We start from the raw sequence: 24,440 nt of genomic DNA, 5'->3' as shown, positions 1-24,440 counted from the left end.
CGTTTCAACCTAATATATTTAATTCAAACTCCCCCCGAATACCGATCTGGTCATCGCAAATCAATACCGCCGAAATGATTTCCTCCATGCGTTCGGCCCGATTCAGTACTTTTTCCACGTCAGCCGGTTTCTTGATCAGGTTCCCCAGGCCGGTAGCCAAAGCATCAGCCAGGGCGGCATCCTTGCAGGCAATCAGCACGGCATCGGCCTTGCCAAAACTGCGTGATGTGCCACTTGTTCCTGCGGAAGTGCATATCCCCAGTGGGGTTTGCGCAGCCTGAATTTCCAGTCCGGCCATGCCTGACAAAGGCGATTCTCCCGCAAAAATGGGTAGCACCAGGGCGCTCTGCAGCTTCAGAAAACAGTCACCATCGTTCTCAACAACCAACTCTTGAATTGAAAAGTTCTCCAAAAGGGCTTTTCCGACCTGCTCGCTAAACGTTCCCGACCAGGCAGCAGTAGGTCCTACGCCAGCTTTTTCGGCTGCAGCCGCCATTTGCTGAGCCGCCTGCGGGGCGTTTTCGCTCACCGGGCACGGCTTCAGGCTTTTTTTAAAAAAGGGCTCTTCAGCCATATACTGTTCCAGCGCGTCAGCCAGGCTTTTTACGGTTTCAAGGGCCAGAGTTTCCATCTCTTCCTTGTACGAATCCGCATTCATTCCGATCCATAAGTCGGACTCCTTGTAGGTAACTACAAACGATTGAAAACGTTCTTTGGAAAAGCTGTCGCGGTATGTTTTGGGTTTAAATAACATCGTTCTTATAAGCTATTGAGTTCCTGTTTCAAAGCCTGAGGTTCGAATTCACGAAAAACTCATTTGTTTTGACTGAAATGGTCCGAATAATGGAAAAAAGATCGTGCGCCGATCAGCGCATGCAGCAGTTTGCAAAATGCATACAGCTCAGCAGAAAAAGAGAATTGGCTTGTTTCTTCACTCGTTTCATTTTTTAAGATCAATTATAATTCCGTTTCCGGCCGGGTTTTGGCACCGTTTCCATTGTTGAACAGAGGGTTGCCAGAGTTTCCAGGAGCCCGCTCTCTCCACTCTTCCTTATAACCAAGAATTCCCAAACGATGGGAACATTTGATAATTTCATGCAAATGTAGTGTGTAAACTGATAATTATCAAGAAATGGACGGGTTAAGCTTTAAAATAAAAGGAATGGTAACCTTCGCCGGAATAAAAATGGAAAGGGTGATGATTTAATTTTTTCCGGCTTCCTTTCGTCATCGAAAATCAGCTACTTTTGTGGTCATGATTATTGAAATCAGCATCCACGATTTTTATTGCCAGCAACATCGCCTGCCTTTAATTGATGTACGTTCACCGGGAGAATATGAAAAAGGACACCTCCCGGGTGCAACCAATATTGCCCTATTTTCCAATGAGGAGCGGGCGCAGGTAGGCACCGTTTACGTTCAGCAATCGCGCGACGAAGCCGTTGAGCTGGGCTATCAGTTTGTTACACCGAAGCTGGATTGGTTTATCAGCGAAAGCCGGAAAGTAGCCGTAAATTCCCCGGTTGCCGTACACTGTTGGCGCGGAGGAATGCGCAGTCATGCCTTTGCCGAACACTTGCACGAAAACGGCTTTGATGAGGTTTATGTAATTACCGGTGGCTATAAAGCCTATCGGAATTATGTGCTTGACTTTTTTGCTCAGCCACTCCAGCTGCGCATTCTGGGCGGCTTTACAGGCAGTGGCAAAACCCTGCTTCTGAAAAACCTGCAGCAACAAGGGCAGCAAGTCGTCGACCTGGAAGGGCTGGCCCACCACAAAGGGTCTGCTTTTGGAGCAATCGGCGAAAGTCCTCAGCCCACCGTAGAGCAATTCGAAAACAACTTGTTTGAAGCCTTTCGGCAGCTCAACCTGCAGCAGCCAATTTGGCTGGAGGATGAGAGCCACAGCATTGGAAAGGTAAAAATTCCCATCCCGCTGTTCCGGCAAATGCGCCAGCAAATGGTTTACTTCATCCAACTCAGCAAAGAACAGCGGGCCCGGCATCTGGTTGGTCAATACACCGTTTGCGAAACGCCCGAGCTGGCTTACGCCATCAATGGCATTGCCAAGCGGCTTGGCGGGCAAAATGTAAAACTGGCCCACGAATACCTGGGCCAACAAAAATTTTACGAGGTGGCGCTTTTGGCCCTTCAGTATTACGATAAAGCCTACCTGAAAGGAGTGCAGAACCGCAACCCGGAATTGGTTTGCATGGTTCCACTTCCCGACATGAACCACGAAGATAATGCAAAAACACTGATCACTTTAGTTGAAAAATATGAACGAAATAAAACTCACACAGTATAGTCACGGCGCCGGCTGTGGCTGCAAAATATCACCCAAAGTTCTCAGCTCCATTCTTCAAACCAATCTGGCACCTTTTAACTCGCCCAATTTGTTGGTAGGAAACGACAGTCGCGATGATGCCGCGGTTTACGACATGCAGGACGGAACAGCCATCATCAGCACAACCGACTTTTTCATGCCCATTGTTGATGATCCGTTCACCTTTGGGAAGATTGCAGCAGCCAATGCCATCAGCGATGTATATGCCATGGGCGGCAAACCCCTGCTGGCCATTGCTATTTTGGGCTGGCCCATCGATAAACTGGCCCCCGAAGTGGCCCAAAAAGTGCTGGAAGGCGGACGTGAGACCTGTCAGGAAGCAGGCATTCCGCTGGCAGGCGGACACAGCATCGACAGTCCTGAGCCTATTTTTGGCTTGGCCGTTACCGGCCAGGTGGCTATGGACCAACTGAAACGAAACGACACGGCGACCCAAGGCTGCCAACTGTTGCTAACCAAACCCCTCGGGGTAGGTGTGCTATCCACAGCACAGAAAAAAGGTAAGTTAAAAGCAGCGCACCAACACCTGGCTCCAAATTCCATGATGCAACTCAACAAGGTGGGCTTTGAACTGGCCGCTGTGCCGGGCATCAAGGCAATGACTGACGTCACAGGCTTTGGGCTGCTGGGCCATTTAACCGAGCTGTGCGAGGGAAGCCAGCTTTCGGCCGAAATTGAACTGGATAAAATTCCACGTTTTGCCGAAGTGGCCGAATACATTGAGTTGGGCTGTATTCCCGGCGGTACACATCGAAACTGGGACAGCTATGGCAGCAAGGTGAAACTGAAAAATGAGTCGGACAAACTGTTGCTGTGCGATGCACAAACCAGTGGCGGATTACTGGTCGCTGTTGAACCGGATGCCTTACCACAGGTGCAGGAAATTCTGAAAAAACACAACATTACAGCCGAACCATTTGGACAACTGGTCGCTCCGCAGAACGATCTGATCCGGGTAGTTTAAAGGCTCAAAAGCATTTAAAGGGATCCGGTCTGTGGGGAAGACCGGATCCTTCAATTAATGGTACTCGCCCAGTCCTTCCGGGATAAATTCGTGAGTCATGATTTCCTGAATCGCCTTCGAATCCGCTTCCTGGTAACTGAGTTGACCATCCAGCAACTCTTCCAAAAGTTGAAGCATTTCAGCATTCAACTCAATGGGTAAAATAGCAGGCCGGCGTTCGATCACCACCTGGCACTCCTCATTCAAGGGAATCGGATCAAACTCATTGATGCCCGTTTCCTGCGGGAAGATATGACTAACGTGGTACTCCAGAAACATAGGCAGAGCCAGTTGCTTTATTTCGTCCAAAATGTAGTGGTGAAAACTCAACTCCCGTTTTTGCGGATAATAAAAAGCCAACTGCTGCTCAATCAGTGAATCCAGCTCAGCCAAAACAGCGGCTTCCTGCTCAACGGGAAGCTTCACAAACAAGCGACGGATAAAGCCGTTTTCGGTGACTCGCTCCCAGGGCTTAACCACCTGTGGCGCATGTTTCATGCGATTAGCCGATTTCTGATGCCGGTTCTTATAAACAAACGAACAGTAATTGATGGGCAAATCAATGCCTTCATCCAAAGTAAATTGAATCAGGCGCAAAGCGGTCAGTTCAGATTCAATGACCATCACCTTTTCGCCATGCGAATACGTATAATCGTGCTCAATCAGCTGATTGAAATTGTAGGGTGTAAGCCGCATCTGGTGGAAATTCAGGTGGTTGACACCCAACTGATGCAACTCCCTGATTTTATCCTTCAGCAATTCTTCTTCCTGCGGCACGGCCGGAATTTCCACCGTTACCACCGGGATCTGACCAACAGCCAACCGAATTTTATCGGTTTTGTATTCCGTAGCACCAATGTCAAAGCGCATTTCATTCAGACCTGCCTGCTTTAAAGCGGCAACCTTTTCCTCGGTTAGCAAAATGCCATTGGTATACAACCAAACATACACTTCATCGCCAAAAGCCTCTTTTACCGCTTGCACAAAAGCCAGGCTTTTCTCGAACGAAACCAGCGGCTCGCCCCCCGAAATACTGACTCCTTTAAACCCAAACCGACGAATGTAGTCCACATAGTTTTGCGGATCGTCAAACGTCAGCGTATTGGTCTGCGGCTTGCCCAGATCGGTTTGCTGTGTGGGACAATAAAAACATTTCCCGTTGCACAGGTTATTGATAAAAAGACAGGACCACTGCCCCTCTCCACAAAGCTGACATCCTTTTGAAAGTTTTGTCACATCCACTTTGCTGTTATGAAATCCCCACTTGATCCTGCTTTCAATGGCCGACAAAATGGCTTGTCGTTCCTGCATAGCAGTCGCTGCTTCTTCCGGTGAAGGGAATTTCAAATAGTTGTATTTCACCTGGTACTCCTCCTGATTCCTCAGCAGGTGCCGCTCTTTTAAAGGTGTTAACCTATTCATTCAAAACATCAAATAACTGGCCGTAAATATAGTTCCATTTTGATTTCAAAAAACAGCTTTATTCATTTTTATGGTTCTGTTGAAAACCAAACAAATGAAGCTCTGGATTGTCTGAATTAACAGGACCAAAACACACTGATTATGAATTTCAGAATGGAAAAGGACAGCTTGGGTGAAGTTAAAGTGCCTGCTGAACGCTATTGGGGTGCACAAACCCAGCGTTCTATCGAAAATTTCAAGATCGGGGCAGCAGCCAGTATGCCATTGGAAGTGATTCATGCCTTTGGTTACCTGAAAAAAGCAGCCGCCCAAACAAACGAAAAAGCAGGTGTATTGCCCAAAACCAAAAGCGAACTGATCCAGCGGGTTTGTGACGAAATTATCGCCGGAAAACTGGATGCCGAATTTCCACTGGTGATCTGGCAAACCGGTTCAGGAACACAAACCAACATGAATATCAATGAGGTGATTTCAAACCGGGCACATGTGCTGGCTGGAAACCAACTGGGGATTGGAGAATCTCCAATTCACCCCAATGATGATGCCAACAGATCACAATCATCCAACGACACCTTTCCAACCGCCATGCACTTGGCCGCCTATAAAACACTGGTCGAACATACCATTCCACAGGTAGAACTGCTGCGAGACGCGCTGGAAACCAAATCCGAAGCCATGAAGGACGTGATCAAAATTGGTCGCACCCACTGGATGGATGCCACCCCGCTCACCCTGGGGCAGGAATTCTCCGGCTACGTTTCGCAACTCAATCATGGGTTGAAAGCCCTTAGAAACACGCTTTCCCACTTATCGGAACTGGCTTTGGGAGGAACGGCAGTTGGAACCGGCCTCAATACGCCTGAGGGCTATGCCGAAGAAGTAGCTCAGACCATTGCCACACTCACCGGCCTGCCATTTGTAACCGCTGAAAATAAATTTGAATCATTAGCAGCCCATGACGCGTTGGTGGAATCGCATGGCGCTTTGAAACAACTGGCCGTCAGCTTGATGAAAATTGCAAATGACATCCGCTTACTGGCCTCAGGCCCCCGGGCCGGTATTGGCGAAATTACCATCCCGGCCAACGAGCCTGGCTCTTCCATCATGCCCGGAAAGGTCAACCCTACCCAAGTGGAAGCACTCACCATGGTGTGTGCTCAGGTGATGGGCAACGACACCACCATTTCCATAGCCGGATCGAACGGACAGTTTGAACTGAATGTTTTCAAACCGGTCATGATCCATGCCTTCCTACAATCGGCCAATCTGCTGGGCGACGCTTGTAAGTCGTTTACCCAACACTGCGTTGTTGGTATTCAACCCAATCAGGCCCGGATTGATACCCACCTCACCAATTCCCTGATGCTGGTAACGGCACTCAATCCCTACGTGGGCTATGAAAATGCAGCCAGAATTGCACAAAAAGCACACGAAGAAAATACCAGCTTGAAAGAAGCAGCCATTAAGCTGAAGCTTCTAACGGCTGAGCAGTATGATGCATGGGTTGATCCGGCAAAAATGACTGGCCAGTAAACCAGTTGATTAGGCCAATTTAGATTCGGGGTGACTCTCACCGGCTCATTTAGCCACAGTTGAGTTAAAATTTTTAACTTTGCAAAAATTTCTCGAATCCATGGAAAATCAACTACAGATTTACAATACATTAAGTCGCAAAAAAGAAGTTTTTGAACCGCTTCATCCGGGTAAAGCCGGCTTGTACGTTTGTGGCCCTACCGTTTACAGCAAAGCCCATTTGGGACACGCGCGTCCGGCAGTGACCTACGACCTGCTTTTTCGCTACCTCAAACACATTGGCTACAAGGTTCGCTACGTGCGCAACATTACCGATGTGGGGCACCTGGTGAATGACGCCGATGAAGGTGAAGACAAAATTGCCAAAAGAGCCCGGCTGGAAGAGCTTGAGCCCATGGAGATCGTTCAGATTTACACCAACGACTACCATAAAAACATGCAGCAACTCAATGTTCTTCCACCCAGCATTGAGCCCCGCGCTACCGGACACATCATTGAACAGATTGAAACGGTAGAAAAGATATTGGCCGCCGGCTATGCTTACGAAAGCAACGGTTCAGTTTATTTTGATGTCGAGAAATATGCCAAAGATTATCCTTATGGCGAGCTTTCGGGCCGAAAAATTGAAGACCTGCAAGCCAATACCCGCCAGCTGGACGGACAAAACGAAAAACGGTCGTCGCTGGATTTTGCCATCTGGAAAAAAGCGGCACCCGAGCACATCATGCGCTGGCCCTCCAGATGGGGAGACGGATTCCCTGGCTGGCACGTGGAATGTACAGCCATGAGCTGCAAGTACCTTGGTGAAACATTCGATATTCATGGTGGTGGAATGGACCTGACCTTCCCACACCACGAAGCAGAGATTGCTCAGGCCAAAGCAGCCAACGGACACGATGCGGTGCGCTACTGGATGCATAACAACATGGTGACGCTGAACGCCCAGAAAATGGGTAAATCCCTGGGCAATGCCATCTCACTGGATGACTTTTTTGAAGGAAATCATCCTTTGCTGGAAAAACCCTACAAGCCCATGACCATTCGCTTTTTTATGCTGATGGCGCACTACCGCAGTACATTGGACTTCTCCAACGAAGCACTGCAGGCTGCCGAGAAAGGCATGGAGCGGCTGCTTAAAGCTGTGGAAACACTGGATAAGCTGGAAAGCTCAGCCACATCAACGGTTCAGGTTGCTGAACTGAAGAGCAAATGTTACCAGGCAATGAATGACGACTTGAATAGCCCGATTGCCATTGCTCACCTTTTTGACGGTGTGAAGATGATTAACTCTCTGGCCGATGGAAAAGCAAGCATTTCAGCTGATGATCTGAAAGAGCTGAAGACTTTGTATTCCACCTTCCTGTTTGACTTATTTGGTCTGCAGCAACCAGAACAACAAGATAATGCAAACACGGAAGCCTACGAACATGCCATCGACTTGCTGTTGCAGCTTCGTCAGGAAGCCAAAGCCAATAAGGATTGGGGAACTGCGGATAAAATTCGCGATGAACTCAGTAAACTTGGCTTTGTGGTGAAAGACACCAAAGATGGTTCCAGCTGGGAGTTGAAATAAAAAAAGCCCGGCTATTTTATCAGTCGGGCAACCATATTTTTATCAAAACAAGCAATAACTAGGCTTTAGGACCATCCCAATCGCCTACTCCCATTGCGGCAAGAGCTCCCACCCGAATTGGCTCAACTGCATCATTCAATGCCTGAAAACCGAAATCCAATCCTGCAATCGTTCTAAGAGGACGACTGCCTGCTGGTTTATTGATCAGATCTTCGAAAATCTTAACAACGACCATCGGGTCAGTCGGTGCATTCTCATCCTCAAAGAAGTTTTGAACCTGACCTCCAAAGTCTTGAATAAATCCTGCAACATGTTCATAAGCTGAAGCAATCTCAGCATCCTTGGGCTGCACAATGTTGCCAAAGAAATTTGTTGAAAATGGTCCTGGTTCAACAATCACCACATCAATCCCCAGTGGAGCTAATTCGTAACGCATGGCTTCGCTAACTCCTTCCAGTCCCCACTTACTGGCATGATATACACCAAAGCCAGGAAAAGCGGCTCTCCCGGCCGTAGAGCTAACCTGAATAATCAAACCCGATTTTTGCTTTCGCAGCTTAGGTAATACCGCTTTAGCAACACGGATGGTTCCAACGATATTTAAATCTAACTGCTGTAATATTTCTTCGGAAGAAAATGCCTCCACAGGTCCGCCATATCCATATCCGGCATTGTTGATAACAACATCTAGTGTCGGAATCTGTTTGACAGCAGAATTGACACTCTCATCAGAAGTAACATCCATGTCGAGAACATCAATGTTGAGCTTGTTAGCCTTTGCGAACTCCTTTAAATCTGAAGCTTTTCCTGCATTATTACCGGCCACCTTTCGCATGGTAGCATAAACGTGATGTCCCTTTTCTGCCAAGTATTTAGCCGCCTGATAGCCAAACCCTGAACTACAGCCCGTAATCAATATTTTTTTCATGACAATTAATTAAAGATAAAACCGTCTTAATCAACGTCTAATATCCCAAACAGTTCATTGCTATCAGGAGTAACAAGAGACATATAATCAAAAACTTAACAAACCACTTCGTTTTACAATTGTTTTACTGATAGAAATTTAAACAAAACTAGTTATGAAAAAATTAGCCATTCTTACTCTTTTTATCGGTCTTTTGGCTTTTAGCCAGAAAAGCTTTGCTCACTGTGAAATCCCCTGTGGCATTTACGGCGATTCGGTACGTGTAACACTCATTGCTGAGCATATTGAGACATTGGAAAAATCAATGAATCAAATCAACGAATTGTCCAAAGCCGGGGATAAAAATTACAACCAGCTGGTTCGTTGGGTGGTGAATAAAGAAGAGCATGCGCAAAAGATTCAAGGTATTGTGAGCCAGTACTTTTTGCACCAGCGCATCAAGCCTGTTTCACCGACGGAGGTAGAAGCTTACGCAAAATATACCAACCAGTTAGCATTGCTGCACCAGTTGCTGGTTTATTCGATGAAGGCCAAGCAAAGCACCGACCTGGAGGTCATTGAAAACTTACGGACTACGCTCGAAAAGTTTTCACACAGTTACTTTCATAACCATACCCATTAAAACGCATCAGCCCGCTAGTATTTTCACCACAAATGCTTTGGAACAAAACCAAAGCGCATAAAAAAGGGGCCGCAATCTGCGGTCCCTTCTCAAACTAATAAACCAACTAAACCTAAACTAAACCTAAAAAATCTATTTGCGTTTGTATATTTTGTATTCCCAAGCTTGAAGTTCGATGCTCTCCTTCTCTTCTGCTACCAAATCGCTCTCTTCCCAAATTCCCTCGTACATTTCATGAACATCGAACTTGATATTACAAACAACAGGAGTATCGGAAAGGTTCATAATGATCAAAAGTTTGTTTGAGTTTTTTTCGCGGGTAAAGGCGAAAACCTGATCGTTATGATTGGTATTGAGCAACTTCATATCCCCGCCATCCAAACCATTCCACAGCGCCTCGTTGGTCTTTTTCAGCTCAATTAAACGACGATAAAATTCCTCTTTATCGAGCTTTGACCAATCAATTTCATCTTTCTCAAAAAATGCCAGCTGCTTATCCAAGCCAGCTTCTTGCCCACTGTAAATCAAAGGAATTCCAGGTACGGTGAAGCTAAACACAGCAAAAGCATCAGCCGCGTCCCCCATGCGTTGGCTCACTGTTCCAGCCCATGAATTTTCATCGTGGTTGGTAATAAACTGCATAGGGAAAGAACCCGGTGTGTATTTTTCGTCATCCATTTCGACGAAATAGTTTCTCAGATCCTGTGCCGTTTGTTCGCCTTTAGCAACAGCATTCATCATATGATGCAGTTTCCAGGTGTAATTCGATTCAAACGCATACTTCAGCAAGCCCGGATGATCTTCATCCTCGGCAAGCATATAGATGGGCTTAATGGAGTCGAATGAAGCACGAGCTTCTTCCCAAAAGTCCTGAGGCACTCCCCAAGCCACATCGCAGCGAAAACCATCTATATTGGCTTCCTCCAGCCAAAAGTCCATGGCATCGATCATAGCACGGCGCATGGGCTGAACATCAAAGTTTAGATCAGCAATATCGGACCAGTCCGGATTCGGTGCAATAATAGCGCCGGTTGAATCTTTGGTGTACCACTCCGGATGATCAAAAATCCACTGATTGTCCCAGCCTGTATGATTTGCCACCCAGTCGATAATTACCTTGAACCCGAGGTCGTGTGCTTCACTAACCAAATTCTTAAAGTCTGCCATCGTTCCAAACTCTGGGTTGATTCCTTTGTAGTCTTTCACCGCGTAGTACGAACCCAAAGTTCCTTTCCGGTTTTTCTCCGAAATTGGGTGAATGGGCATGATCCACAAAATATCGACTCCCAGATCTTTCAAGCGGGGCAAATGCTCGGCAAATGCCTTGAAAGTACCTTCTGGCGTATATTGGCGAATGTTTACTTCGTAGAGCACGGCATCTTTTACCCAATCCGGATTCGGCAATTGCTGACCGGTTATCACCTGCTCCTGATTTGATTCAGGCTTTGTTTTTGGCTGACAGGACACCAAGGCTCCCGCCACAAACAAAATCGTAAATAGTTTAAACGCTTTTAACTGCATGTTATTCCAATTAGCTTATAGTTTCTTCAATCCTTTCGTTTGTGCTTTATCCGTAACTTCGACAATGCTGATGGCATAACCACCGCCCGGAGCACAAGCTTGTTTCAAGACCGATTTATTGGTAACCACAGCCTTCCGAATGGTGTAGGCCTGTGGATTATTTTTGTAGTGTGCATCCGCAGCATCCGCATAAATTGTCGCGATGTATTTCTTGCCTTCATCCAGAAAATCAAATTTCAGGACTGACTGGTACCCATTTTCATCTACAGTAGTTCCTACAAACCAGTTGTTGGTTCCTTTGGCTTTCCGTGCAATGGTGATGTAATCCCCGGGCTCTGCCGCTAACGCACGTGAATCATCCCAGTCAATGGCCACATCTTTGATAAACTGAAAAGCATCTTCAAAACGCTGGTAATGTTCCGGAAGGTCGGCTGCCATTTGCAAGGGGCTGTACATGGTTACATACAAAGCCAATTGACGCGCCAAGGTGGTGTTTACATGTGAATTGTTCTCCGGATTCAGTTTGGAAATGTCCATTTCAAAAATACCGGGAGTGTAATCCATTGGGCCGCCAATCAATCGGGTAAATGGAAGAATTGTGGTGTGGAATGGCTTGCTTCCACCAAACGCTTCGTATTCGGTTCCCCGGGCCGACTCATTGCCAATCAGGTTCGGATAAGTTCGGCATAAACCCGTTGGACGAACAGCCTCGTGCGCATTAACCATGATTTTGTATTCAGCTGCTTTTTCGATCGCGTAATGATAGTGATTCACCATCCATTGCCCGTAGTGATACTCTCCTCGCGGAATCATATCTCCTACATAACCGCTTTTTACCGAATTGTAGCCATGATCAACCATGAACTGGTAGGCTTGATCCATGTGGCGCTCGTAGTTACGCACCGAGCCTGATGTTTCGTGGTGCATCATCAATTGAATTCCCTTGGATTCGGCGTAATCCTGCAACATATCTACATCAAAATCAGGGTAAGGTGTTACAAAATCGAATACATAGTCTTTCGACTTGCCAAACCAATCTTCCCAGCCAGTATTCCAACCTTCAACCAACAATTGGTCGAAACCATTTTCAGCGGCAAAATCGATGTAAGCTTTTACTTTATCGTTGTTGGCAGCATGCTTTCCATTCGGTTTGGCTTTGGAGTAATCAAATGTTTCCAGTTTAACCGAAGGCACATCGGTATAGGCCCAACTGCTCTTTCCGGTAATCATTTCCCACCAAACACCCATGTATTTAACGGGCTTAATCCACGAAGTATCCTCAATTTTACAAGGTTCATTCAAGTTCAGCGTCAGGGTTGACTGAAGAATATCAGCCGCTTGGTCGCTAACAATGACCGTCCGCCAAGGAGAAGTGCATGGAGCCAGTAAGTAACCCTTTTTCCCTTGCGCATCAGGCGTTAGGAATGATTCAAAAACCATGTTTTGATCATCCAATTCCAGGTGCATGCAGGAATAATCAACCAAGGCAGCCTCATGAATATTGATGTACAAGCCATCGTCACTTTTCATCATCAACGAGGTTTGCACCCCTGTTGGTGAGAATGGAGTTTGCGAGGCATTTGGAGTAATTGCCGTTTCCATCAAGCCCCTGATTTCAGAAAGCTTTGATTCGGTGTAATCGTATTCCTGGGTGTCAAAGTCTCCCGGAACCCAAAAGGCTTTATGATCGCCTGTCATCGCAAACTGGGTATGCTCCTCTTTGACAACCATATAGTTTAAGTTAGGCTGCTCCGGAAACTCGTAACGAAATCCGAGCCCATCATTAAACAGCCTAAAACGGAGAACAATATGGCGCGAGGCTTCCTCTTGATTCAGCGTGACAGCCAATTCATTGTAGTGGTTCCGAATGGACCGGTACTCACCCCAAACAGGCTCCCAGTTTTCATCAAAGGTGGATGTTTCGGTTTGACCAAGGGTAAACCCGTCGGTTAAGTCCCACTGGTCGTCAAACAATTCAATTCCCAAAGAACTAGGCTGAATCACCGGTTGTCCTTTGTAAGAAAGGGTATAAAAAGGCACCTCATTTTTAAGCTCAAACGACAGAATCAGTTGCCCATCAGGCGATTGGATTTGCTGAGCTTTGGCAATAAAACTACTTACCAATAGGATGACTGCTAACAGTCGTATTTTTCTGGTCATTTTTCTTGATTTCAATCGGTTTATTTTAATTCGATAATCATGGCAGCTTTTGCCGGAACCGTGATGGTTGAAAGATCATTGATTGGTTTCGAACGAATAATTTCTGTTCCACGTGAAAACTTTCCAATAAGCTCTTCAAAACGGGCAGTTTCCAGCTGACTATCAGTCGTATTCTTATTCAAAACAACCATCACCGTTTCATCTTCGTTGTAGCGGAAGTACACGTACAAGCCATTTTCAGGCACAAAATGCATGAGTTTGCCCGTATGAATTACTTCTTTGTTTTTCCGCCAATTTTGAATGGTTCCAATGTAATTTTGAAGGTCTTTTTGCGCATCGCTTAAGCCTTCGCCAGTAAATGCATTCACCGCATCACCGTCCCATCCTCCAGGAAAATCGCTTCGGATGATCCCATGGTCTTCCGTGCCCGGATTGGACATCAGCACCTCTGTTCCGTAGAAGATTTGTGGAACCCCACGGGTGGTTAAAAAGAAAGCCAAGCCCATTTTCAGCTTGTCAACATCCTCTCCCACTTGCGTGTAAAAGCGTGACATATCATGATTGTCCGGGAAGACCACCAAGTTGTCAGCATCCGGGTAAAGAAAATCGTTGGATAAGGCTTCGTACAATTCCTGCAAACCTTTGTCCCAGCTTTCTTCGTGCTGCATAGCGCGGCTTGTCGCATTTTGAACCGGGAAGTCCATCAAGCTAGGCAAGCTACAATGGTAGCCATCCGAGTTTTGCTTGCCTTTTTGCCAGTAGGACACAATGGCCGGATTCATGCTCCACTCTTCGCCTACAATGTTGAAATTTGGGTATTCTTCCAGTACTTGCTCTGTCCAGTCGGCCATCATGTGTTTGTCCGGGTAAGGCCAGGTATCCTGACGAATTCCTTCTAAACCAACATATTCAATCCACCAAATACTGTTTTGAATCAGGTAAGTAGCCATGAATGGATTTTCCTGGTTCAAGTCAGGCATTGTTGGTACAAACCAACCATCCAGCATGGCTTTGCGATCCGCTTCAGACACATGCGGATCCTGATGCACGGTACGCCGATGCGTCGTAATTTTGTAGTCCGGGAAATGATGAATCCAATCATCCATAGGCATATCGTCCATCCACCAATGCTCCGAACCGCAGTGGTTGAAAATCATATCCATAATCAACTTCATGCCCCGTTTCTTCAGCTCTTTCGACAGCTCCAGGTATTCTTCATTGCTACCATAGCGTGGATCGACCTTGTAAAAGTCGGTGGTTGAGTAACCATGATAGGATACCTGAGTCATGTTATTTTCCAGCACCGGGTTTAACCAGACAGCCGTAAAGCCAAGCCCTTGCAGATAATCCAGGCTATTGATAATTCCCCGGATATCACCACCATGACGGCCATCTTTATCAGCTCGGTTTGGGAGCTCCTTCATTCCCTCAACAGCATCGTTATCCGGATTGCCATTGACAAAACGATCCGGTGTGATCAGGTAAATGACATCCGAGCTATTAAAGCCCATTCGGTTAGCCGAATTAGCCTCCCGATCCCGCAATTCGTAGGTATATGAAGTTGTTTTCTTCCGGCCGATTGTAAAGGTTAAATCAAAGGTTCCAGGGCGGGTTTCTTCATCGATTTTAAGGTTGATAAAAAGGTAATTGGGGTTCTTTACCCGACTCACACTTTCCAAGCTCACTCCGGGATAATCAAAGCTAACATCAGCTTGGGCAATATCCTCTCCGTGCACCATCAATTGCAGGTTTGGATTCTTCATGCCTACCCACCAAAACATTGGTTCTACCCGCTCAACAGAAGTGGCCAGTAATTGAGCCGATCCGGCTAACACCAGTAAAAAGACAATTGCTATTTGTTTTATCATTTCTCTTCTCTATTTAGTATCAGTTCTTGTTTTTCCTGTAACTCATAACTTTTGCCCCAAATAATGGCCGACACCATTCCCGGGTTATGGTTGATGATTTTTAGTTCCTCTCCCATTTGAATTTCGAGGTGTGAGCCTCTGAAACTAATCTTAAAGGAATATGATTCCCATGATTCCGGGATGAAAGGATCCAGCATCAGTTGGCCATTTTTAACACGCATACCACCAAAAGCTTCCACAAACGACATCCATGTTCCGGCCATACTGGTGATGTGCAAACCATCTTCTGTATCGTTATTGTAATCGTCCAAATCTAAGCGTGCTGTACGCAAATAAAACTCATATGCTTTGTCTTCGCGGCCAATTCGTGAGGCTAAAATACTATGAACACAAGGCGATAATGAAGACTCATGAACAGTGATTGGTTCGTAAAAATCGAAATGCCGTTTCACGCATTCTTCATCATACTCTTCCTGAAACCAATACAAGCTTTGAAGGGTATCCGCCTGCTTGATGTAGCACGAACGCAAAATGCGATCCCAGGACCAGTTTTGATTAATTGGGTATTCGTCCTCGGGCAGCAAATCAACCGGAATAAGCTCCTTATCCAGGAAGCCATCTTGCTGTAAAAAGATTTCCCTTTTTGCATCATAAGGAAAGTACATTTTCTCAATGATTTCCTTCCAATGATCTGTTTCCTGCAATTCGTTGAACTTCCATTTCTGAATCAGTTCTTCGAACAGGTAAGGATGTTCGCGCTTGATGTAAGCAATAACATCCAAGGTATATTTCAGTGTCCACACCGCCATTTTGTTGGTATGGAAATTATTATTTACGTTGTTTTCGTATTCGTTGGGTCCAGTAACTCCAAGAATCACATAAGCCTGTTTTTCTTCGGACCAGTTTACCCGTTGGGCCCAAAAACGCGAAATTCCAAGCAGCACTTCAAAGCCATAAGGAGCCAAATACTGGCGATCGCCAGTATAGTTGATGTAGTTGTAAATGGCATAGGCGATTGCTCCATTTCGGTGAATTTCTTCAAACGTGATTTCCCATTCATTGTGGCATTCTTCACCATTGATGGTCACCATCGGATACAAAGCAGCCCCATTTTTAAAGCCCAACTTCTCAGCATTTTCAATGGCTCTACCCAAGTGTTTGTAGCGGTACATGAGCAGGTTCTTTGCCACACGCTCCGGTGCAGTTCCCAAAAAGAAAGGCAAACAGTACGCTTCGGTGTCCCAATAGGTTACACCTCCGTATTTTTCGCCTGTAAAACCTTTTGGTCCAATATTGAGGCGCTCATCATCGCCGGTATAAGTTTGCATCAGGTGGAAAATATTGAAGCGTATTCCCTGCTGAGCAGCCCGATCTCCTTTAATCTCAATATCACTGGTTTCCCAGCGTAGTTCCCAAGCTTTGCTGTGCTCCTGATACAAATGCTCAAACCCTTTGGCTGAAGCCTCCTCAACAAGCTTCTGGGTATAGGCTTTCATCTTTCCCTTTGGTGTTTGCAGTGACGAGCAGATAGCCGCGTACTTTTCAACCACCAAGGTATCACCGTCCTGAAGCTGGCTATGGAACACGGAGCCAACGAATTTCTCCTTTTCCAATGCCTCTGGCTGATCAAGCTGCTCTTTTCCATTCAGCAGTACGCGTGTTAACTGTCGATTGCCGGAATGAAAACCCGTCTTTTTGGTTTCCATGCACAGGAAAGCGTTTGCTCCCTCCACTTCTTTTTCAAGCTCCACCCAGAATTTCTCATCGTAGTTGGAATCTTCATTCATAACATCACCATCGATGAAAGAGGTGACTGTTACTGGAGCTGAAAAATTCAAACTTTTAAGTTGGTAGCGAATCACCCCAACCTCCTGATTCTTCATGCTCAGGAAGCGTTTGACCTCAACTTCCAATTTTTTCCCGGAAGGTAAGCTTGCCACAAATGAACGGGTCAGCAAAGCGGAATGCATGTCCAGTTCGCGTTTGAATTCGTCCACTTGGGCTGTGGCTAAATCCAACTCTTCACCATCAACCTGAATGTGAATACCGATCCAGTTGGCAGCATTCAACACCTTGGCAAAGTATTCGGGATAACCATTTTTCCACCAACCAACCCGGGTCTTATCAGGATAATACACCCCAGCTAGGTAGTTCCCTTGCAAGCTGTCGCCGCTATACTTTTCTTCGAAGTTTGCGCGTTGTCCTGTGTGCCCATTTCCTAAGCTGAATAAGCTCTCGGAAACCCGGTTGTTTTTGGGGTCAAATCCTTCTTCAATGACCTTCCAATCGCAATGTATGATGTAATTTTTCACTGGTAATGCTTTTTAGTCCGTTAATTCTTATCGCTTAAAAAAGTGGCTAATTGCTTTAAGTTGAACCCTTCGAAGCCGGAGATAACCTGATCGGCTTCTGACAGGTTTTTCGGATCACCAACGCCAATGCAAGCCATGCCTGCATTTTTAGCTGCTTCAACCCCTGCAATGGCATCTTCAAATACCACACAACTCCGGCTTTCTACCTGCAGTGCCTCTGCACCTTTCAGAAATACTTCCGGATCGGGTTTTGCTTTGGTCACCTCGTTACCATCAATAATGGCATCAAATAATTCTTCGATGTGTAGTTGCTTTAGAATTAACCGGGCATTCTTACTAGCTGATCCTAAAGCCACAACTATTCCTTTGTTTCTAATTTCTTCGATAAACTCCTTCACCCCGGGAAGTAACTCATCGTCCTTCATCCGTTGAATGTAACTGAGGTAAACCTCATTTTTTTGAGTTGCCAATTTCATTTTTTCGTCATCAGCCAAAGTCGTGTTTCCCAATTCGAGAATAATGTCTAAAGACCGCATCCGACTTACTCCTTTCAGTAACTCGTTGTGCTCCTCAGTAAAGCTTATTCCCAACCCATTGGCCAATTGTTGCCAAGCTAAATAATGATACTTGGCTGTATCGACAATTACACCATCCAAATCAAAAAGACATGCTTTTATTTCCATCCATCAATTGTTTAATTACAGTAGCCTACAACTACATACATCCTATTTTCTTTAATCGTTTATTTATCCGGGCTATCAACATCATCGACAAACAACACGGTTACTGCTGCAATCAGCATCGAAGCCCCGCCCAGTAACAAGGCCATGATCGATTCACCGCCAAAAACATGGGTCATGAAAAACCCCAAGATACTGGCCGCTAAAATCTGTGGAATGACAATGAAAAAGTTGAAGATTCCCATGTAGGTTCCCATCTTCTCAGCCGGAAGTGAACCTGTTAAAATCGCGTAAGGCATGGATAAAATACTGGCCCAAGCTACACCAACTCCCAGCATGGAAATGATGAGAATATTGGGATCGCGAACGACGTAAAAAGAAGCCAGTCCCAAACCTCCAAGTACCAAGGCAAGGGCGTGTGTTACTTTTCGATTGGTGTACCGCACAATCACAGGTAATAAGAACGCAACAACAGCCGCAAAGCCATTGTAAACACCGAACAAAACCCCCACCCAATCAGCTCCATCGTTATACAAAGCCGAGGTGGTATCGGTAGCACCAAACACATAACCGGTAACCGCCGGCGTAGAGTAAATCCACATGGAGAAAAGGGCAAACCACGAAAAGAACTGAACCACTGCCAGCTGCCCCATGGTTTTAGGCATATTCATCATATCTGTAATCACCTCCACCAAGCCATTGTTGGTTTTCCGCTGTTTTGACAAGAAAGCTGTCAGCAACTGAACCATTCCAAAAACAAGCAGGCCTCCACTTAAAATGTAGAGTTCCTTTTCCAGATCAAAGTGGTAGAACAGGAAGCTCATTACGATTCCAGCAACTGAAAACAACACCCCATTACGAACGAAAGCACCCAGCAATTCAATGGCTGATTTTGCTGTGACTTTCGCTTCGGGGTTGCTCAATATTTTCTCTTCTTCAAAAGCTTTCAGTTCTTCCGGACTATACTCCTTGGTTCGAATCACCGTCCAAAGCACTGCTAAGAAGAAGACTGAACCTCCAATGTAAAACGACCATTTTACGGAAGGTGGAATCAACTCATCGCCCGAAGCCACATTCGCAATGCCAAACCAATTGCTAAGCATGTAAGGCAGCAAAGAAGCCACAACAGCGCCGGTGCCAATAAAAAAGCTTTGCATGGCAAATCCCTGGGTTCGTTGTTCACTTGGCAGCATATCGCCAACGAAAGCCCGAAAGGGTTCCATCGAAATATTAATGGAAGCATCCATAATCCAGAGCGTTCCAACAGCCACCCACAATAGCGGAGAGTTAGGCATAACAAACAAGGCCAGCGAAGCCAAAATTGCTCCAACCAGGAAATAAGGACGCCGACGCCCCAGTTTTCCCCATGTTTTGTCACTATAATGCCCAATGATTGGCTGTACAATCAGGCCCGTAACAGGAGCTGCCAACCAAAGCACAGCAAGCCGGTCGACATCACTACCCAGCGTTTGAAAGATCCGGGACACGTTGGCATTTTGCAGTGCAAAGCCAAACTGGATCCCCAAAAAGCCAAAACTCATGTTCCACACTTGCCAAAAACTCAGCACTGGTTTTCGTTTCATAACAGAATGAATTAGTTCTTAAAATCAGGTTTTGTTTAAAATCAATTGAACAGTCGAATAGATGCAATCATCATTCCTGACTCCACAATGAGTCATCGACTATATTAATTTGATCCCAACAAAAGGTACATAAAGGTGCTAACCTAAGCGGTTAACATTCTCAGGAAGTAAAAAAGAATTGTATGTAATCGGAAATACGCTACAAATATAAAGATGTAATTTCGAAAAAGTCAAGCCTCCGGGCATGCTACACAGGCATTTTTTTGCCCCGTAACCCCAGTAAACAAGCGCAACCCCCTGTTGCAAACGTTTGCAAGCAAGATCCTATTTTTTTCAAAAAAATTGCTTTTTAGCACGATTCGAAGAAAAATACGGATTGCAAGAAGCCCAAACAGGTATGAATACGAGTAATCAATTGAGAAGGGAAAAACCTTATTTCCGCTATATTGAAGACCCACGAACAATCAGATTCGCATCCAAAACATGACTTTGCGCCGGTGCATCATAGTTCGGATTCAGCAAGCGTCGAAGCAACATTTTAGTAGCCACGCTTCCCATTTCATAGCCATGTTGATCTACCGAGGTCAATGTTGGATCTGTTATTCCGGAAAAGCGGCCATCGCTAAAACCGACTACGGCAATCTGCTTTGGAATTTTAATGCCCCGTTTCTGAAGGGTTTGCATCGCACCAATGGCTGTCAGGTCGTTAACGGCAAAGATACCATCAGGCGGATTTTCCAGATCTAACAACTTATTTGTTGCTTTTATCGCCTTTTCAAAGCTGTCAGCTTCAATAATGAGCTCAGGGATCACAGGTAAATTTGCATCTTTCAGGGCTTGCTCATAACCAATACGGCGCTCAATACCGATTGATAAATTTTGAGGTCCGGCAAAGTGTGCAATGCGCTTTCTGCCCCCGTCAATGAGGTGTTTGGTTGCTTCGTACGATGCTTTACGGTCGTCAATAATCACATGATCAGCTTCTATTTCCGGAATCACCCGGTCAAAAAACACCATCGGCACTTTGCGGTCCTGAATTCCATAGATATGATCGTATTGATGCGTTTCCTTTGAAATGGCCACCAAAACACCATCAACCCGGTGAGAAAGCAAGGCTTTCACATTTGCCACCTCCCGGTCGTAACGCTCGTTCGACTGGCAGATGATTACCGTAAAACCCGCATCATAGGCCACATCTTCAATCCCACTAATTACTGAAGAGAAAAAGTAATGGACAATCTCTGGAATGATGATACCAATGGTATTGCTTCGGTTATGCTTTAGACTCAAAGCCACCGCATTCGGCTCATAGTTCAGCTTTTGAGCCAACTCATTAACCGCCTGTTTAGTGGCCTCACTAATATCCGGATGATTTTTCAACGCCCGCGATACCGTCGATGCAGATATGCCCAAAATACGTGCAATATCTTTTATGGTGACCTGGTTACTGCTCATGCTTAAAAGAACTGTTAATCCTTACTATCTGTCGTTAAAAATAGCAATTTATTTAGTTGACATCGAATTATCCTGGATTTGATTTCCTTCTATCTTCAGAAGCAAATCAATACTTATTTTTCTGACAGACACCTGTTTAAATAGCTACCAGAATTGCCAACCCATTCCAGATGAGCTTGATAATCACTCTCTGCTTATAAAATAGTCTCAAAATTATGAAAAGAGAGATGATACCTACCAGTGACTACCTGTTGTGAAACATATTAACTGCAAACGACACCGCAAACGTTTGCAGCTGGAGGCCTGCTTTAAAACAAAAGAAAGTCCTGTTAAAAAGGCTATCATTGCCCATCGGAATACAAAAAAGGAAGTGAAAAAGAATTAACCAAACATTAAAAAATCAAGAATTTAAATGACAAAAATGCTAATCTAATTGAGTTTAAAAACTAATTATTAAATCATTATGAAGATTATTCGCAAAAACCTAAAGATCTCGCTGATGATCCTGGGATTGATCATTTCACAGATTTCTTTTGCTCAGGTTGTCAGTATCTCCGGTACGGTCACCGACCAGGAAACCGGAGAAGGACTTCCCGGGGTAACCGTCCTTGTGAAAGGAACAACCAATGGAACAATCACCAATTTTGATGGCAACTATACTTTGAGTGTTGAACCAGGAGTAACGGTTCAGTTCTCCTACATTGGCTATGAAACATCCGAATTTGTTATCTCAAATGCTCAAACTCTAAATGTTGGCCTTCGGCTCGATACAGAACAGCTGGAAGAAGTTGTGGTCATTGGTTACGGGCAAATACGCAAAGAAGATGCTACCGGAGCTGTCGCCTCTGTGAATTCATCTGATTTTAACCAAGGTGCTACCAGCTCCCCACAAGACCTGATTCAAGGGAAAGTAGCTGGTGTACTGATTCAAACAGAAGGTGGCGCCCCCGGTTCCTCAGCCAAAATCCGAATTCGTGGAGGTTCATCCATGTCTGCCAGTAACGATCCGTTGATCGTGATTGACGGAATGCCCATTGACAACCGTACCATTGACGGAATGAGCAACGTATTGACGTCAATTAACCCTAACGATATCGCTTCATTCACTGTGTTGAAGGATGCCTCATCAACAGCTATTTATGGTTCTCGTGCCTCAAACGGGGTTATTTTGATTACAACTAAGGAAGGCAAGCAAAACCAGGATTTCCGTGTGGAGCTGGAATCTAAAATGACCGTCAGCGAAATCAAAGAATATATTGATGTATTGAATGCCGACGAGTTCAGAAGTCTGGTAAATGCACGTGCAGCCGTCAATAGCTCAGTCAATCCGGCACTGATGGGCAATGCCAGAACCAACTGGCAAGACGAGATTTTCCAAAATGCCATGGGGCATGAGCACAATTTAAGTGTATCAGGTGCCGTGGAAAAAATCCCATTCCGTGCCTCTGTGGGGTATACCGACCAGTTCGGTATCCTGAGAACCTCATCCTTGGATCGTAAGACAGCTACGTTTAAGGTCAATCCAAGCTTGTTTGACAATCACCTGAAAGTAACTGCCGGTATTAAGTACATGAACATTGACAACCGCTTTGCCGATAAAGCAGCCATTGGTAACGCCCTGCGTTTTGATCCAACCAAACCGGTATTCAACAACACGGGTATTTATGGCGGTTACACCACCTGGTTGATGGGCGATGGCTCACGCAACGTAAACGGAACCCGTAACCCGGTAGCCCAATTGCAACAGCGCCATGACGAGTCGGATGTGAATCGCTACATCGTGGATGCCCAGGCAAACTATAAACTGCACTTCTTCCCCGACATTACAGCCACTTTAAAAGTTGGTTTGGACGAATCAGACAGTGATGGTTTCACCAATACAGATCCTTCAGCTTCATGGGTACAAACAGCTTCCTCAGGCGTAAAACGTGATTACACACAAAAAAGACGCAATAAGCTTTTCAACTTTTACCTGAACTACAAGAAAGACCTTACGAACATCGATAGCCGTGTGGATGCCATGGCTGGTTATGAGTGGCAACACTTCTGGTCTAACGCTTCAGCTTACGAAGTGGATCGTTTCAGCACCGTAATTGTTAATTCAAAAGACGAAACGGAAAACTACCTGGTTTCTTTCTTCGGAAGAGCAAACTATTCTTACAAAGATAAATACCTGCTGACGGCAACGGTTCGGGCAGACGGATCATCCCGTTTCCACGAAGATAACCGCTGGGGCTATTACCCATCAACTGCTTTAGGATGGCGGGTTATTGAAGAATCATTCATGCAAAACCAGGATGTTGTGAGCAACCTGAAACTTCGTTTAGGCTACGGACTTACCGGTCAGCAAGAGCTAAACAGTGGCGACTATCCTTACCTGGGAATTTACCGTTTAAGTGATTCGCGTACCCAATACAAACTGGGAGACCAATATTACACACTCATTCGTCCTGACGGGTACGACAGAAGCCTGGAGTGGGAGAAAACAACTACCTACAACGTGGGAGTTGACTTTGGTTTCTTTGAAAACCGTTTAAGCGGAGCTTTTGACTTTTACAAGCGCGATACCAAAGACCTGCTGAACACCATTCCGGTACCTGCCGGAACCAACTTCACAGACCGCCTGCTGACCAACGTGGGAGACCTGGAAAACATCGGTTTTGAATTGTCAGTGAATGCCATACCGGTTAGCACCAAGGATTTGAGCTGGGAAGTTAGCTTTAACCTGACACACAACAAAAACAAAATTACACGACTGACCAACTACGACGACCCGACCTACAAAGGGGTGGATGTTGGAAACATCAGTGGGGTTGGGGTTGGTAACACCATCCAAAAACATGCTGTTGGCTACCCGCTAAATACCTTCTATGTTTACGAACAAGTATACGATGCTAAAGGAAAACCCATTGAAGGATTATACGTTGACCGCAACAACGACGGAACAGTGAACGAAAATGATAAATACTATGCCGAATCACCAGCTCCTGATGTATTTATGGGACTTTCATCAACGCTTTATTACAAAGATTTTGATTTTGGCTTTAACGCCAGAGCAGCCATCGGAGGCCAGGTTTACAACAACGTCATTGTTGGTGCCCGTTACCAGGAGCTTACTGTGAATGAGTATCTGACCAACTTGCCCTCAGAAATCAATAATTCTAAATTCACCACTGCACAGCAATACTCGGATTACTTTCTGGAAGACGCTTCATTCCTGCGCATGGATAATGTGACTTTAGGCTATAATTTCAAGAAACTGCTTAAAAAATCCGTTGGCTTAGACCTTAACTTACGCTTGTACTCTTCCGTTCAAAATGTATTTGTCATTACCGACTACAGCGGACTGGATCCTGAAGTAAATGAAGGAATTGATAATGACATCTATCCTCGCCCAAGAGTTTATTTGTTTGGACTTAGTGCAAGCTTTTAA

At 45.4% G+C, this 24,440-nt stretch carries 16 protein-coding genes and 1 riboswitch; of the genes, 6 read left to right on the top strand and 10 right to left on the bottom strand.

Annotated elements, in window-relative coordinates; all coding sequences use genetic code 11:
- Positions 1-4: 4 nt before the first annotated feature.
- Complete coding sequence (locus tag ACRD6K_RS09805) at positions 5-754, bottom strand: UPF0280 family protein (RefSeq protein WP_430973104.1); 750 nt, start codon at positions 752-754, stop codon at positions 5-7.
- A gap of 200 nt (positions 755-954) precedes the next feature.
- A riboswitch (SAM riboswitch) is annotated at positions 955-1,060 on the bottom strand.
- Between the two features lie 195 nt (positions 1,061-1,255).
- On the opposite strand from ACRD6K_RS09805, the gene mnmH reads away from it, so the two are divergent.
- Together mnmH and selD are read left to right on the top strand one after the other, a co-directional pair.
- The gene (mnmH, locus tag ACRD6K_RS09800; RefSeq protein ID WP_430973103.1) at positions 1,256-2,308 is read left to right on the top strand and encodes a tRNA 2-selenouridine(34) synthase MnmH; all 1,053 of its coding nucleotides are present in this window, start codon (positions 1,256-1,258) and stop codon (positions 2,306-2,308) included.
- Complete coding sequence (gene selD, locus ACRD6K_RS09795; protein ID WP_430973102.1) at positions 2,280-3,311, top strand: selenide, water dikinase SelD; 1,032 nt, start codon at positions 2,280-2,282, stop codon at positions 3,309-3,311. The genes mnmH and selD overlap by 29 nt, the downstream gene beginning before the upstream one ends.
- Positions 3,312-3,365: 54 nt before the next feature.
- Here the strand turns inward: selD and ACRD6K_RS09790 are convergent, their stop codons facing one another.
- Entirely contained in the window at positions 3,366-4,772 is a 1,407-nt protein-coding gene (locus ACRD6K_RS09790; RefSeq protein WP_430973101.1) for a radical SAM protein, read from the bottom strand.
- A gap of 141 nt (positions 4,773-4,913) precedes the next feature.
- Between ACRD6K_RS09790 and fumC the strand changes: the two genes are divergently transcribed.
- Positions 4,914-6,305, top strand: a complete 1,392-nt coding sequence (gene fumC / locus ACRD6K_RS09785) for a class II fumarate hydratase (RefSeq protein WP_430973100.1) — start codon at positions 4,914-4,916, stop codon at positions 6,303-6,305.
- A 100-nt stretch (positions 6,306-6,405) separates the two neighbouring features.
- Positions 6,406-7,878, top strand: a complete 1,473-nt coding sequence (gene cysS / locus ACRD6K_RS09780) for a cysteine--tRNA ligase (RefSeq protein WP_430973099.1) — start codon at positions 6,406-6,408, stop codon at positions 7,876-7,878.
- A gap of 58 nt (positions 7,879-7,936) precedes the next feature.
- On the opposite strand, the gene ACRD6K_RS09775 is transcribed toward cysS, so the two are convergent.
- Positions 7,937-8,806 carry an SDR family oxidoreductase gene (locus ACRD6K_RS09775; RefSeq protein ID WP_299578439.1) on the bottom strand — a complete coding sequence of 290 codons (870 nt, stop codon included), beginning with the start codon at positions 8,804-8,806 and terminating at the stop codon, positions 7,937-7,939.
- Positions 8,807-8,960: 154 nt separating this feature from the next.
- On the opposite strand from ACRD6K_RS09775, the gene ACRD6K_RS09770 reads away from it, so the two are divergent.
- On the top strand, positions 8,961-9,428 hold the full coding sequence (locus tag ACRD6K_RS09770) for a superoxide dismutase [Ni] (protein ID WP_430973098.1): 468 nt from the start codon (positions 8,961-8,963) through the stop codon (positions 9,426-9,428).
- A 132-nt stretch (positions 9,429-9,560) separates the two neighbouring features.
- Here the strand turns inward: ACRD6K_RS09770 and ACRD6K_RS09765 are convergent, their stop codons facing one another.
- From ACRD6K_RS09765 to ACRD6K_RS09735, 7 genes are all read right to left on the bottom strand, one after another.
- Positions 9,561-10,949 (bottom strand): alpha-amylase family glycosyl hydrolase, encoded by a 1,389-nt coding sequence (locus ACRD6K_RS09765; RefSeq protein WP_430973097.1) that lies wholly within the window; start codon positions 10,947-10,949, stop codon positions 9,561-9,563.
- A gap of 15 nt (positions 10,950-10,964) precedes the next feature.
- Positions 10,965-13,109, bottom strand: a complete 2,145-nt coding sequence (locus tag ACRD6K_RS09760) for a glycoside hydrolase family 97 protein (RefSeq protein ID WP_430973096.1) — start codon at positions 13,107-13,109, stop codon at positions 10,965-10,967.
- A 20-nt stretch (positions 13,110-13,129) separates the two neighbouring features.
- A complete protein-coding gene (locus tag ACRD6K_RS09755) occupies positions 13,130-14,977 on the bottom strand; it encodes a glycoside hydrolase family 13 protein (protein ID WP_430973095.1) in 1,848 nt (615 codons plus the stop codon).
- Positions 14,974-17,289, bottom strand: coding sequence for a family 65 glycosyl hydrolase domain-containing protein (locus tag ACRD6K_RS09750; RefSeq protein ID WP_430973094.1), 2,316 nt, complete (start codon positions 17,287-17,289; stop codon positions 14,974-14,976). The genes ACRD6K_RS09755 and ACRD6K_RS09750 overlap by 4 nt, the downstream gene beginning before the upstream one ends.
- Before the next feature lie 20 nt (positions 17,290-17,309).
- Positions 17,310-17,972, bottom strand: a complete 663-nt coding sequence (pgmB, locus tag ACRD6K_RS09745; protein WP_133465217.1) for a beta-phosphoglucomutase — start codon at positions 17,970-17,972, stop codon at positions 17,310-17,312.
- A gap of 59 nt (positions 17,973-18,031) precedes the next feature.
- Positions 18,032-19,552 (bottom strand): MFS transporter, encoded by a 1,521-nt coding sequence (locus ACRD6K_RS09740; RefSeq protein WP_430973093.1) that lies wholly within the window; start codon positions 19,550-19,552, stop codon positions 18,032-18,034.
- A 441-nt stretch (positions 19,553-19,993) separates the two neighbouring features.
- A complete protein-coding gene (locus ACRD6K_RS09735; RefSeq protein WP_430973092.1) occupies positions 19,994-21,007 on the bottom strand; it encodes a LacI family DNA-binding transcriptional regulator in 1,014 nt (337 codons plus the stop codon).
- Positions 21,008-21,470: 463 nt separating this feature from the next.
- Between ACRD6K_RS09735 and ACRD6K_RS09730 the strand changes: the two genes are divergently transcribed.
- Positions 21,471-24,440 carry a SusC/RagA family TonB-linked outer membrane protein gene (locus ACRD6K_RS09730; RefSeq protein WP_430973091.1) on the top strand — a complete coding sequence of 990 codons (2,970 nt, stop codon included), beginning with the start codon at positions 21,471-21,473 and terminating at the stop codon, positions 24,438-24,440.

Origin of the sequence: Sunxiuqinia rutila, assembly GCF_050589705.1 — a bacterium.
Classification (GTDB): Bacteria; Bacteroidota; Bacteroidia; order Bacteroidales; family Prolixibacteraceae; genus Sunxiuqinia; species Sunxiuqinia rutila.
Note: the sequence above shows the minus strand (reverse complement) of the source record. Positions and strands in the feature narration are given on the sequence as shown.